Here is a 13,564-nt window from a genome sequence, read left to right as displayed (position 1 = left end):
ACCATCGCTTAGTTAAAAGAGTGTTCAGCCGCCGGGTAGAGGCCTTGCTCCACTTCCTGAATGTAATGCTGCACCGCCGTGCGGATATCGCCGCTCTGCGCCAGGAAGTTCTTGGCGAACTTCGGCGTGTGGCCGCCGGTGATGCCGAAGGCGTCATGCATCACCAGGATCTGGCCGTCGGTGCCGTTGCCGGCTCCGATGCCGATGACCGGAATGGACAGCGCTTCGGTGATCTGGCGCGCCAGCTCGGTCGGCACGCATTCCAGCACCAGCAGCTGAATGCCGGCCAGTTCCAGATTCTGCGCGTCCTGCAACAGCTGTTTGGCGGCCAGTTCGTCGCGCCCTTGCACCTTATAGCCGCCGAACACGTTGACCGACTGCGGCGTCAGGCCCAGGTGTCCGCACACCGGTACCGCGCGTTCAGCGAGCATTTTCACCGTGTCGCACAGCCAGCTGCCGCCTTCCAGTTTCACCATGTTGGCGCCGGCGCGCATCAGCTCGGCGGCGTTGGCGAAGGTCTGTTCCGGGGTGGCGTAACTCATGAACGGCAGATCGGCCAGCAGCAGGCAGGCCGGCGCGCCGCGGCGCACGGCGCGCGTGTGGTAGGCCACGTCGGCGACGGTGACCGGCAGCGTGGAGTCGTGGCCCTGCAGCGTCATGCCCAGCGAATCGCCCACCAACAGGACTTTGATGCCTTGCTCTTCAAACAGTTTGGCAAAGCTGGCATCGTAGGCGGTAAGGGTAGCAAACTTGCGCTGCTCCTGTTTCCACTGGCGCAAATGGGTTACGGTGGTGGGTTTCATCACAACGTCTCCTGAAAGGGCCGTGCGGCTTACGCAGGCCCAGGCTGCAAAAAAGTGCAGCCATTCTACTGTAACCCGATCGGGGTGGGTAGCGCGGATCGCCATGCTTAAGCGGTTCTTAAGAACCTTGTGGTGCAATGGCGCCAAGACTCAAAAGGGATACTCATGCGAATTCTGTTGATCGAAGATGACAAACTGATCGGTGACGGCATCAAGGCCGGGCTGACTAAACTCGGCTTCAACCTGGACTGGTTCACCGACGGCGCCGTCGGCAAAAATGCGCTGGACAGTGCGCCGTACGACGCGGTGATCCTCGATCTCAGCCTGCCGGGCCTCGACGGCCTGGATCTGCTGCGCCAATGGCGCCAGGCCGGGCAGGACGTGCCGGTGCTGATCCTCACCGCCCGCGACGCGCTGGAGCAGCGGGTCAGCGGGCTGCAAAGCGGCGCCGACGATTATCTGTGCAAGCCGTTCGCGCTGGCCGAAGTGGCGGCGCGCCTGCAGGCGCTGATCCGGCGTCGTCACGGCCAACTGATGCCGCAGCTGACGCACGGCAACGTAGTGTTCGACAGCGCCACCCGCAGCGTGAGCTGCAACGGTGAACCGGTGACGCTGACGCCGCGCGAATTGGCGGTGCTGGAGCTGTTTTTGCACAACAAGGGGCGGGTGCTGGCGCGGCCGTTGATTCAGGAGAAACTGTATAACTGGGACGACGACGTGAGCAGCAACGCGGTGGAGGTGCATATTCACCACCTGCGGCGCAAGCTGGGCAACGGCTTCATCCGCACCATCCACGGCGTGGGTTACACGCTGGGGGATGCGCCGTGAAGCGTCTCAGCCTGCGGCTGCGCCTGATCCTGATCTTCAGCCTGTTGGCGCTGCTGACCTGGAGCACCGCCAGCGTGGTGGCCTGGGTGATGTCGCGCAACACCATCAACGAAGTGTTCGACACCCAACAGATGCTGTTCGCCAAAAGGCTGGCGACCGCCAACCTCGGCGATCTGTTGGCCGATGAAAGCGCACGCAGCCTGCCGAAAACCAAGAAGCTGGTGCATCACGGCAAGCGCGGCGAGCAGGACGACGACGCGCTGGCGTTCGCCATCTTCGATCGCCAAGGCAAGATGCTGCTCAACGACGGCGAGAACGGCGCTGATTTCCTGTTTGACGGGGAGCGTGAAGGTTTTACCGACGGCGAGCGCAAAGGCGATGACGACAGCTGGCGTCTGGTATGGCTGACCAGCCCCGACGGGCGCTATCGCATTGTCGTGGGGCAGGAGTGGGATTACCGGCGCGATATGGCGCTGGGCATGGTGACGGGCCAGCTGGTGCCCTGGCTGGCGACGCTGCCGGTACTGATGCTGCTGATCGCGCTGATGGTCGGGCGCGAGCTGCGGCCGCTGCGCGCGGTGGCGGCCGGTTTGCGCCGGCGCGCGCCCGATGACGCCACGCCGCTGGATGCGCGCCAGGTGCCGACCGAGGTGCGCCCGCTGGTGGATGCGCTCAATGCGCTGTTCGCCCGCATCAACGCTTTGCTGGTGCGGGAGCGGCGCTTCACCTCCGATGCCGCGCACGAGTTGCGCAGCCCGCTGGCGGCGCTGCGGGTGCAGACTGAAGTGGTGCAGCTGGCGGGGGACGATGCGCCGATGCGTGAGCACGCGCTGGACAATCTGACGCTCGGCATCGACCGCGCCACCCGGCTGGTGGATCAACTGCTGACGCTGTCGCGGCTGGATTCGCTGTCGGATCTGGCCGAACTTGCGCCGGTCGACTGGAACGATCTGGTGACGATGACCCTGGCGGAGCAGGATCGGCAGGCCCATGCGGCGGGCGTGACGCTACGCTATGAACATCAGGGAACGCCACCGCCGCGTCAGGGAGAAACCTTGCTGCTGTCGTTGCTGTTGCGCAATCTGCTGGACAACGCGGTGCGCTATACCCCGCAGGGCGGCGTCGTCACCGTGACGTTGAGCGAACGTTCGCTGACGGTGGCGGACGACGGTCCGGGTGTCACCACGGAGCATCTGGCGCGGCTCGGAGAACGTTTCTACCGCCCGCCGGGACAGGAACAAACCGGCAGCGGTCTGGGGTTATCTATCGTGCAGCGTATCGCCGGCTTGCATGGTTTGCAGGTCAGTTTCGCCAATCGCCCGGCGGGGGGATTTGTAGCGCGGTTGGCGCTGTAGGTGGGTCAGGACTTGAGTTTTGGCTGATGCCACAGCGCCATGCCGTTTTCCGGCACGCGCTTGAGGCAGCTGGCGAGCGGTTCGCCATCGGGGAAAATCAGATCGGGGGCGATTTCCGCCAGCGGGTAGAGCATGAATTCGCGCTCTTTCAGGCCGTAATGCGGCACCGTCAGGCGCTCGGTATGGATCACCTTGTCGCCGTACAGCATGATATCCAGATCGAGCGTGCGCGGCCCCCAGCGCTCATCCTTGCGCACGCGCCCCTGATTGCGTTCTATCGCCTGGGTATGGTCGAGCAGCTGTTCGGGCGGCAACAGGGTATCCAGCGCCACCACCGCGTTGAGAAAGTCCGGCTGGTTTTGCGGCCCCAGCGGCTTGGTGCGGTAAAACGAAGAACAGATGACCAGCCGGGTGCGCGGGAGATGCTCCAGCGCCTCCAGCGCGGCGTTAACCTGTTGCAGCGGCTGCGCCAGGTTGCTGCCCAGCGCGATATAAACGCGGATCATTATGCCCCTTCTTTGCGCGGTGCCCGGCGGCGAGGGCGGCGTTGGCGCGCGCGGCGCGGCGCCGGATCGTCGCCCAGGGTGCTCAGCATGGCTTTCTGCCGCGCCGGCGTGGCGTCCTGGAACTCGCCCCACCACTCGGCCAGACGCAGCATCTCCTGATTGTCTTCCACTTCCGCACGCAGCGCCAGCAGATCATAGGCGGCGCGGAATTTCGGATGTTCCATCAGTTTGTGCGCGCGTTTGCCCTGACGGCGAGACAGGCGCAGCTGCAGCTGCCAGATATCGCGCACCAGCGTGGTGATGCGTTTCGGGATCGCCAACGAGCGGCACTGCTCGTCGAGCACATCGTTCATCGCCAGCGCGAAGGCGTCGTAGTAGGCCAGGCCGCTTTCCTGCGCCAGCTTCTGCGCGTGCTCCAGCAGCGGGTACCACAGCATGGCGGCGAACAGGAACGCCGGGTTGACGCGCATGTCGTTCTGCAGACGATGATCGGTGTTCTTCAGCACCTGCACCAGAATGCGCTCCATCGGCGTATCGTGGTTCGGCGTGAAGTTGCGGGCGATCAGCGGGAACAGCGGTTGGAACAGCTGATATTCGCACAGCTTCAGGTAGGTCTGGAAACCGTAACCCGCCTGCAGCAGCTTGAGGGATTCTTCGAACAGACGCGCCGGCGGGATCTCATGCAGCAGCGAGGCCAGGCGCGGGATCGGCTCGGCGGTCTCTTCGCTGATGCGCATGTCCAGCTTGGCGGCGAAGCGCACCGCGCGCAGCATGCGCACCGGATCTTCGCGGTAGCGGGTTTCCGGATCGCCGATCAGGCGGATCACGCCTTGTTTCAGATCGTTCAGGCCGCCGACGTAATCGCGCAGGGTGAAATCCGCCACGCCGTAGTACAGGCTGTTGATGGTGAAATCACGGCGCTGGGCGTCTTCCTCGATCGAACCGAAGATGTTGTCGCGCAGCAGCATGCCGTTTTGCGCCTGCTGGGAGGAATTCTTGTCGGATTCCTGATTCTGTTCGTGGTGACCGCGGAAGGTGGCCACTTCGATGATCTCCGGCCCAAACATCACGTGCGCCAGACGGAAGCGGCGGCCGACCAGGCGGCAGTTGCGGAACAGTTTGCGCACTTGTTCCGGCGTGGCGTTGGTGGTGATGTCGAAGTCTTTCGGCTTTTTGCCGAGCAACAGATCGCGCACCCCGCCGCCGACCAGATAAGCCTCGTAGCCGGACTTGTTCAGGCGATAAAGCACTTTCAGCGCATTTTCGCTGATGTCTTTACGGGAGATCGAGTGCTGTTCGCGCGGGATCACGGTCATCGAGTCGTTGCTCTCGGCGATAGGAAAAGGCGGACGCTTGCGCGGCGTTGAGCGGCGGGCAGGGGCGTTGCTGCCGTTATCGGCGGCGCGCGGCTGCGGCGCAGGGCGGCTTGGCGCCGCGACACGCTCTTCGCGGACTACGTTTTTATCGCCGGCCGCCGCGTCGTCGCGGGGCAGCTTGTCATCGCGGGTCAGTACCTTACGACAGAAGTTGGCTACTCGGGTAAAAATGGTACACCTCGATAGTGACTGATAAAAATGGAGCTAACAAAAAATAGCGGCTAATCATAGCTCACCATGGCTCCTTTGAGAATGCCGGCGTGTTTTCATCCAGAGGGATAGCCTCCTGACGCGGCACGTTTTCCAACCGCCAGTGTTCGATCGCCCAGCTCAATAATAATGGCAGGTCAAGATCTTGCCAGCTTTCCGGCAGCGGTTGGCGCAGAAATTTCAGCGCGGCGATCAGCACCGGCCGCGGATCGCCGGCGGGCAACGCCGGCGCATGATTTTGCTTCGACAGCTTGATGCCGTTGGCGCCCAGCGCCAGCGGCAGATGCACATAAGCGGGCACCGGCGCCTGCAGCTGGCGGTAGAGGGCAATTTGGCGCACCGTCGGTTCGATCAGATCGGCGCCGCGGACAATCTCGGTCACGCCCTGAAAATGGTCGTCGATCACCACCGCCAGGTTGTAGGCGAACAGCCCATCGCGGCGGCGAATGATAAAGTCTTCCCCCGCCAGCGCCGGATCGGCCTGCAATTCTCCCTGCAGGCGATCGTGGAACCGGTAAACGGGCGCGGTCTGGCGCAAGCGGATGGCGGCGCCCTGCGGGCCGAGCTGCAAGTCACGACAGTGGCCGTCGTACAATCCGCCGATGTGCTGGATGCGGCTGCGGGTGCAGGTGCAGTAATAGCTGAGCCCCTGGCGCTGCAACAGATCCAGCGCGGCGCGATAGGCGTCGTGACGTTGGGATTGATAGATGACCTGGCCGTCCCAGTGGAGACCATAATGTTCCAGCGCGGACAGGATGCGAGCGGCGGCGCCGGGGACTTCACGCGGCGGGTCGATATCTTCGATGCGAACCAGCCACTGCCCGCGTTGGGCGCGAGCCTGAAGGTAGCTTCCCAGAGCGGCAATCAGCGAACCGAAATGCAGATCCCCGGAAGGCGATGGGGCAAAACGCCCCACATAATGACTTTCTTGCATATCAGAGGGGAGGGGTTCCCTTTTCTCTGTGCGGCGCACGCGGGTACGCACGCCGCAGCGGTAACATACTCGTTATGCTTGAAACTGCATCTGTGTTAGCTGCGCCTGCTTACCCGAATCACTTACTTGAGTAAGCTCATCGGGATGCGCATTCTTGCCGCCTTGATGCAGCTCCAATCATTTAGAGTAGCGGTATTAGCCGGCCATCTGCTTTTCGCGGATCTCGGCCAGCGTCTTGCAGTCGATGCACAGATCGGCGGTCGGACGCGCTTCGAGGCGACGAATACCGATCTCCACGCCACAAGATTCGCAGTAGCCGAAATCATCGTCTTCCACTTTCTTCAGCGTTTTCTCGATCTTTTTGATCAGTTTGCGTTCACGGTCACGGTTACGCAGTTCAAGGCTGAACTCTTCTTCCTGAGTGGCACGGTCGGCCGGATCAGGGAAGTTGGCTGCCTCTTCTTGCATATGCGATACAGTACGGTCCACTTCGTCCCTGAGCTGGTTGCGCCACGCTTCAAGAATGCGCTTGAAATGCGACAACTGGGCGTCGTTCATGTACTCTTCGCCCGGCTTCTCTTGGTACGGCTCCACCCCAGCGATGGCGAGAATGCTCAAGGACGAGGTTTTACGGTTTTGCCCTTCTTGCATGTTGCTTCTCCTACATACACACGCACTATCGAATCCCCAATGCGGGGGAAAAACAGGCCGCTATAAATAACAGAAGGAAGGTAGGTTGGCAATTATTCCTGTCGCCCGCTTGACAATCGTGTGAAGGAGGGCGTATTTGGCGATCGTGCTGGCCGGTTGTCTATTTATAGGGACCCGACTGCGTTAATCGATAAAAAACGGCAGCTTATCGCAGAGATAAATACCGTCAGGTGATAATTTTGCCCCGTAGCAAACCACTTCCACTCCCAACTGCCGGACCTGTGCCAACAGCGCCGCATAGCGCTCATCTATATGATGTGCCGGTGCGACCTGCTCAATACCGCTGTGTAACACGGCAAAGAACAACACCGCCCGTTGCCCGCTTTCAACCACGCTGAGCAACTCACGCAGGTGCTTTTGCCCTCTGAGCGTTACCGCATCAGGAAAGTAACCACGTTGTTGTTGCAGTAATGTGACTGACTTAACTTCAATATAGCAGTTAACCCGATTTTCTGCCTGTAATAACAAATCGATACGGCTGTTTTCACCGCCGTATTTCACCTCGCCGCTGATTTTACTGTAACCGGATAATTCATTGATTAAATTGTGTTCAATCGCCTCGCGCACCAGCGCGTTGGCGCGCAGGGTATTGACGCAGATCCAGTGCCCCTGTTGGGTATGGGTCAACTCCCAGCTGTGAGCGTATTTGCGCTTGGGATTGTCCGAGGTGGAGTACCAAACGGTGTCGCCGGGCGTGGCGCAGCCGGTCATGGCGCCGGTATTGGCGCAGTGCAGCGTAAAGGTTTCCCCTTCCGGGGTGATCACGTCCGCCAGAAAGCGTTTGTAACGTTTGATCAGCGTGGCGGAACGCAGCGGTGGAGAAAAAATCATGCGGATGCCTGCTTGGCCAGCGGCCACTGTTCGAGGTGTTGATAGCGGGTGCGGCCGTTTTCGAACACCGACTCATATAAGGAAAAGGCGTCGGCGCTGAACGCCCAGCCCGGCGTCGCCGGCGGGATCGCCACCGGCTGGGTAGCGGCGCGCAGCAGCGTGACATGCGGATGGAACGGCAGCGCGCTTTGATGGCAGCCGCTGCGGGCGGCCTGCGATCGCAGCAGCTCGGCCAGCTGCAGCAGCCCGCGCGGCGCGCGGCGGGTGCCGAGCCAGACCACGCCGGGGCGCGGCCAATGGCCGAGATCGTCGAGCCGCATGCTGAACCCGGGTTGTACGATGCGGCCGGCCAGCTTGCGCAGCGCTTGCTCTTTCTGCGCGGTGACCTCGCCGAGAAACGCCAGCGTCAGATGCAAATTGGCCGCAGCCACCGGCCGGCCGGCCTCCGGCGCAAACGCCTCGGCGCGCCAGCGGATCACCTGCTGTTGCAGGGCGTCAGGCAAGGACAGGGCAAAAAACAGGCGGCGCGAATTGGACATAAGGGCTCGGCAAATGCATGACAAAACGGTCAGGAACAGCGGTAAACGTTGCTGGCAGCGGCCCCGCGAGGGGCGCGGCGCACGAATGAGCTCCGTACTATAGCTAACGACGCCGCAGTTTGAAAGGCTACGGGGACAAAGCTAATGCTACACTGTACGCCGTTTATCGTTAACCACCACGGAGAGTTCAGTGTCTTCATTGCCCGTCAGCGCGGTGCTTGATGAGTTGCTGGCTGCGTTGCAGTCCGCTCCTCAGGTGCTGTTGCACGCCCCGACCGGCGCCGGTAAATCCACCTGGCTGCCGCTGCAGCTCCTGGCGAAGGCCGGGTTGCCGGGGCGCATTATCATGCTAGAGCCGCGGCGGCTGGCGGCGAAAAACGTCGCTTACCGCCTGGCACAGCAACTGGGGGAGGAGCCCGGCCAGACCGTGGGCTACCGCATGCGCGCCGAAAGTAAAAGCGGGCCGCAGACCCGGCTGGAAGTGGTGACGGAAGGCATTCTCACCCGCATGTTGCAGCAGGATGCCGAGCTGCAGGGCGTGTCGTTGGTGATCCTCGATGAATTCCACGAACGCAGCCTGCAGGCCGATCTGGCGCTGGCGTTGCTGCTCGATGTGCAGCAAGGGCTGCGCGACGATCTGAAGCTGCTGATCATGTCGGCCACCTTGGATAACGCTCGCCTGTCGCAGTTGCTGCCGGAAGCGCCGGTAGTGGTGTCCGAGGGGAGAAGCTTCCCGGTTGAGCGTTTATATCAGCCGTTGGCCAGCCATCAGCGGCTGGAGGACGGCGTAGCGGCGGCGGTGAAGCGGTTGCTGGCCGAACAGCCGGGATCTTTGCTGCTGTTCCTGCCGGGCGTGGCGGAGATCAATCGGGTGCTGGAGCGATTGACCGGCGAGGTGGCGAGCGATACCGATCTTTGCCCGCTGTATGGCGCTTTGCCTCTGGCGCAACAGCAAAAAGCGATTCAGCCGGCGGCGCCTGGTCGCCGCAAGGTGGTGCTGGCGACCAACATCGCCGAAACCAGCCTGACGATCGAGGGCATTCGGCTGGTGGTGGACAGCGGTCTGGAGCGCGTGGCGCGTTACGACGTGCGCAACGGTTTGACGAGGCTGGCGACGCAGCGCATCAGTCAGGCCTCGATGGTGCAGCGCGCCGGGCGCGCCGGGCGCCTGGAGCCGGGCCTTTGCTGGCATCTGTTCGCCAAAGAACAGGCGGAGCGCGCGGCGGAACATGCCGAACCGGACATTTTGCAGAGCGATCTCACCGGCTTCTGGCTCGAACTGTTGCAGTGGGGTTGCCACGATCCGGCGCAACTGACCTGGCTTGATGCGCCTCCGGCGGCGGCATTGACGGCGGCCAGGGCGCTGTTGCGCCGCCTGGGGGCTACGGATGACGGCGACAAACTCACCGCGCCGGGGCGCCAGATGGCTGCGTTGGGGTGCGAGCCGCGGTTGGCGGCGATGCTGGTCGCCGGCGCGACGCTGAGCGCCGACGGGCTGGCGACGGCGGCATTGTTGGCGGCGTTGCTGGAAGAACCGCCGCGCGGCGGGCAGATGGATATCGGTTATTGGCTGAGCCGCCCGCAAGCGAACTGGCGGCAGCGCGCCGCGCAGTTGGCCAAACGCCTGCCGCAACGTGCGGGGCAAGTCGACGTCGAGCTGGCGCCGCGTCTGTTGGCACAGGCATTTACCGATCGCATCGCCCAGCGGCGTGGCCAGGACGGCCGCTACCTGCTGGCCAACGGCCTGGGCGCGGCGATGAATCAGGACGAGGCGCTGTCGCGCGCCCCCTGGCTGATCGTTCCCAGCCTGTTGCAGGGCCACAACAGCCCCGATGCGCGTATCCTGCTGGCGCTGCCGGTGGACATCGAAGCGCTGGCGGCGCAGCTGCCGGCGATGGTCATGCAGCGCACGGCGGTGGAGTGGGATGAAGAAAAGGGCACGCTGCGCGCCTGGAAACGCCAGCAGATCGGTCGTCTGACGCTGCGCGCTCAGCCGCTGGCCAAACCGGCGGACGAAGAGCTGCAGCAGGCGCTGCTCGACTGGGTGCGCGCGCAGGGGTTGGCGGTGCTCAACTGGGAGGGCGCCGCTGAACAATTGCGGGTGCGCCTGCAGTGCGCGCAAGCCTGGCTGCCGGAGGCGGAATGGCCGGCGATGGATGAAGAGCCGCTGCTGGCGGCGCTGGAGCAGTGGCTGTTGCCGTCGCTGAACGGCGTGCGCGATCTGCGCGGCTTGAAGCAGGTCAACATCGCCGAGGCGCTGTCCCGCCTGCTGGACTGGCAGCAAAAGCAGCGGCTGGATAATGCGTTACCCACTCATTACACTGTGCCGACCGGCAGCCGCCTGCCGATCCGTTATGAGGCCGGTAAACCGCCGGCGCTGGCGGTGCGCTTGCAGGAGGTTTTCGGCGAGCAGCGCAGCCCAATGTTGGCGGAGGGTCGCATCCCGGTGGTGCTTGAGTTACTCTCACCGGCGCACCGGCCGTTGCAAATCACCGGCGATCTGGCGGCCTTCTGGCAAGGCGCCTACCGCGAGGTGCAAAAAGAGATGAAGGGCCGCTACCCGAAACACGTGTGGCCGGACGATCCGGCCACGGCGGTACCGACGCGCCGAACGAAGAAATATCAGTAGGTCGCGATCATTCAAGGTTTGGAATTCAGATGTTTCTTCTGGTCAGCGCTGCGGCGTCGGCACAGATTAAGCGACTAATCATGGCCGGCAGTGTCGGCAAGCTCGGAGAACAACAGCCATGGCTGGGGATGACCGCGAGCCCATCGGGCGCAAAGGAAAACAACCAAAAAGCACCGCGTCGCGCAAGCCGCCGCGCCGTCGCCGAGACGACGATTATGACGATTACGAAGAAGACGAGTATGACGATGATGAGTATGAAGAGGAGGAGGAACGCATGCCGCGTAAGGTAAAAGCGACTCCGCCGCGTAAAAAACGCCGCTGGCTCGGCCTGATTATCAAACTGATCCTGGTGCTCGCCGTCTTGTTGGCGATCTATGGCGTCTACCTGGACTCGCAGATCCGCAGCCGCATCGACGGCAAAGTCTGGCAGCTGCCGGCGGCGGTGTACGGCCGCATGGTCAACCTGGAACCGGGGATGCCGTACAGCAAGAAGGAGATGGTCAACCTGCTGGAAGGCATGCAGTATCGCCAGGTCAGCCGCATGACGCGTCCGGGCGAGTTTACCGTGCAGGCCAACAGCATCGAGATGCTGCGTCGCCCGTTCGACTTCCCGGACGGTAAAGAAGGGCAGATCCGCGCCCGCCTCGATTTCCAGAACAACCGTTTGGCGAAGATCGAAAACCTGGACAGCGGCCGCAGCTTCGGCTTCTTCCGCCTCGATCCGCGTCTTATCACCATGCTGCAGTCGCCGAACGGTGAACAGCGCCTGTTCGTGCCGCGTTCCGGTTTCCCGGATCTGTTGGTGGACACGCTGATCGCCACGGAAGACCGCCACTTCTACGAGCATGACGGCATCAGCCCATACTCCATCGGCCGCGCGGTGCTGGCCAACCTGACCGCAGGCCGTGCGGTGCAGGGCGGCAGTACCCTGACGCAGCAGCTGGTGAAGAACCTGTTCCTGACCAACGAACGTTCGCTGTGGCGTAAGGCCAACGAAGCCTATATGGCGCTGTTGGTGGATTACCGTTACAGCAAAGACCGCATCCTGGAGCTGTATCTGAACGAGGTGTACCTCGGCCAGAGCGGCAGCGACCAGATCCGCGGTTTCCCGCTGGCCAGCCTGTATTACTTCGGCCGCCCGGTGGATGAGCTGAGCCTCGATCAGCAGGCGCTGCTGGTCGGCATGGTCAAGGGCGCGTCGCTGTATAACCCGTGGCGTAACCCGAAACTGGCGCTGGAACGCCGCAATCTGGTGCTCAAACTGCTGCAGAACCAGGGGGTGATCGACGGCGAGCTGTATGACATGCTGAGCGCGCGTCCGCTGGGCGTACAGCCGAAAGGCGGCGTCATTACGCCACAGCCGGCGTTTATGCAGATGGTGCGTCAGGAACTGCAAACCAGGCTGGGCGATAAGGTCAATGACCTGTCCGGCGTGAAGATCTTCACCACGCTGGATCCGGTGTCGCAAGACGCGGCGGAAAAAGCGGTCGAAGACGGCATCCCGGCGCTGCGCGCCGCGCGTCACCTGCAGGATCTGGAAGCGGCGATGGTGATCGTCGATCGCTTCAGCGGTGAAGTGCGCGCCATGGTCGGCGGCGCCAACCCGCAGTTCGCCGGTTTCAACCGCGCCATGCAGGCGCGACGCCTGGTCGGCTCGCTGGCCAAGCCGCCAACGTACCTGACCGCGCTGTCCGAACCGGATAAATACCGTCTCAACACCTGGCTGGCGGATGCGCCGCTGTCGCTGAAACAGCCGAACGGCGCCGTCTGGCAGCCGAACAACTACGATCGCAAATTCCGCGGTCAGGTGATGCTGGTGGATGCGTTGGCCAACTCGCTGAACGTGCCGACGGTGAACCTCGGCCTGTCGGTCGGGCTGGATCAGATCAGCGCCACGCTGCAACGCCTGGGGATCCCGAAAGCGGAGATCAATCCGGTGCCTTCGATGCTGCTGGGGGCGATCGGCCTGACGCCGATGGAAGTGGCGCAGGAATACCAGACCATCGCCAGCGGCGGTAACCGTGCGCCGCTGTCGGCGGTGCGTTCGGTGATCGCCGAAGACGGCACGGTGCTGTACCAGAGCTTCCCGCAGGCGGAGCGCATGGTGCCGGCGCAGGCCGCTTACCTGACGCTGTACGCGATGCAGCAGGGCGTGGCGCGCGGGACCTCCCGCTCGCTGTCGGTGAAGTTCCCGAACTACAACCTGGCGGCGAAAACCGGCACCACCAACGATCTGCGCGACAGCTGGTTCGCCGGCATCGACGGCAAGGAAGTGGCGATCGCCTGGGTCGGGCGCGATAACAACGGCCCGGCCAAGCTGACCGGCGCCAACGGCGCGTTGACCCTGTATCGCCGCTATCTGGAAAACCAGACGCCGCTGCCGCTGATGCTGCAGCCGCCGGAAGGCATTAACCAGATGAGCATCGACTCTGCCGGCAACTTTATCTGCGGCGGCGGCAGCTGGCGCACCATCCCGGTCTGGACCGACAATCCGCAGGGATTGTGCCAGGCCAGCCAGGCGGCGGTGCAGCAACAGCAGCAACAGCAACAACCGGCGGCGGGTGAGCAAAAAGATGGCGATGGCGTCGCCGGCTGGATCAAGGATATGTTCGGCCAGTAATCGCTACCGGGGCGTCGGCCCCGGTGAAAGTTTTTTCTTTGTTATTAAGCCCGTAACCTTGGTTGCGGGCTTTTTTATTTTTCTGCTCGTTTTATTCCCCTGCTAACCGCAAGGCTAAGCGTCTAATCCTTAACCTATTTGCCCTATGAATTCGGCTTGCAGTTTAATTTGGCTTCTGCATAAAATGCGACGCTTATAATAATTATTATCGTTTACATTCGT

General features: G+C 62.6%; 11 protein-coding genes. 4 read left to right on the top strand and 7 right to left on the bottom strand.

Annotated features, from left to right (window positions below):
- Positions 1 to 8: 8 nt before the first annotated feature.
- Positions 9 to 803, bottom strand: a complete 795-nt coding sequence (panB, locus tag ACP39K_RS21210; RefSeq protein WP_004937548.1) for a 3-methyl-2-oxobutanoate hydroxymethyltransferase — start codon at positions 801 to 803, stop codon at positions 9 to 11.
- Positions 804 to 968: 165 nt separating this feature from the next.
- Between panB and qseB the strand changes: the two genes are divergently transcribed.
- Complete coding sequence (gene qseB, locus ACP39K_RS21205) at positions 969 to 1,631, top strand: quorum sensing response regulator transcription factor QseB (RefSeq protein ID WP_033639407.1); 663 nt, start codon at positions 969 to 971, stop codon at positions 1,629 to 1,631.
- Entirely contained in the window at positions 1,628 to 2,986 is a 1,359-nt protein-coding gene (gene qseC / locus ACP39K_RS21200; protein WP_033639409.1) for a quorum sensing histidine kinase QseC, read from the top strand. Before qseB ends, qseC begins: the two co-directional genes overlap by 4 nt.
- Positions 2,987 to 2,991: 5 nt before the next feature.
- On the opposite strand, the gene folK is transcribed toward qseC, so the two are convergent.
- The 6 genes from folK to thpR form a co-directional block, all read right to left on the bottom strand.
- Complete coding sequence (folK, locus tag ACP39K_RS21195) at positions 2,992 to 3,492, bottom strand: 2-amino-4-hydroxy-6-hydroxymethyldihydropteridine diphosphokinase (protein ID WP_060445100.1); 501 nt, start codon at positions 3,490 to 3,492, stop codon at positions 2,992 to 2,994.
- Positions 3,492 to 5,039 carry a polynucleotide adenylyltransferase PcnB gene (gene pcnB, locus ACP39K_RS21190; RefSeq protein WP_071605354.1) on the bottom strand — a complete coding sequence of 516 codons (1,548 nt, stop codon included), beginning with the start codon at positions 5,037 to 5,039 and terminating at the stop codon, positions 3,492 to 3,494. The genes folK and pcnB overlap by 1 nt, the downstream gene beginning before the upstream one ends.
- A gap of 61 nt (positions 5,040 to 5,100) precedes the next feature.
- Positions 5,101 to 6,012: a tRNA glutamyl-Q(34) synthetase GluQRS gene (gene gluQRS, locus ACP39K_RS21185; protein WP_016930059.1), complete on the bottom strand. Its 912-nt coding sequence runs from the start codon at positions 6,010 to 6,012 to the stop codon at positions 5,101 to 5,103.
- Positions 6,013 to 6,207: 195 nt separating this feature from the next.
- Positions 6,208 to 6,663: an RNA polymerase-binding protein DksA gene (dksA, locus tag ACP39K_RS21180; protein ID WP_004937569.1), complete on the bottom strand. Its 456-nt coding sequence runs from the start codon at positions 6,661 to 6,663 to the stop codon at positions 6,208 to 6,210.
- Positions 6,664 to 6,846: 183 nt separating this feature from the next.
- Positions 6,847 to 7,554, bottom strand: coding sequence for a DNA/RNA nuclease SfsA (sfsA, locus tag ACP39K_RS21175; protein WP_004937572.1), 708 nt, complete (start codon positions 7,552 to 7,554; stop codon positions 6,847 to 6,849).
- Entirely contained in the window at positions 7,551 to 8,093 is a 543-nt protein-coding gene (gene thpR / locus ACP39K_RS21170) for an RNA 2',3'-cyclic phosphodiesterase (RefSeq protein ID WP_016930058.1), read from the bottom strand. Before thpR ends, sfsA begins: the two co-directional genes overlap by 4 nt.
- Positions 8,094 to 8,283: 190 nt before the next feature.
- On the opposite strand from thpR, the gene hrpB reads away from it, so the two are divergent.
- On the top strand, positions 8,284 to 10,722 hold the full coding sequence (gene hrpB / locus ACP39K_RS21165; RefSeq protein ID WP_170913144.1) for an ATP-dependent helicase HrpB: 2,439 nt from the start codon (positions 8,284 to 8,286) through the stop codon (positions 10,720 to 10,722).
- Positions 10,723 to 10,840: 118 nt separating this feature from the next.
- Positions 10,841 to 13,342: a bifunctional glycosyl transferase/transpeptidase gene (gene mrcB / locus ACP39K_RS21160; protein WP_016930056.1), complete on the top strand. Its 2,502-nt coding sequence runs from the start codon at positions 10,841 to 10,843 to the stop codon at positions 13,340 to 13,342.
- Positions 13,343 to 13,564: the final 222 nt, after the last annotated feature.

The sequence above is a fragment of the Serratia sp. EC4 genome (assembly GCF_059652115.1).
The sequence above is the reverse complement of the archived record's forward strand: the minus strand, read 5'-3'. Positions and strand labels throughout refer to the sequence as shown.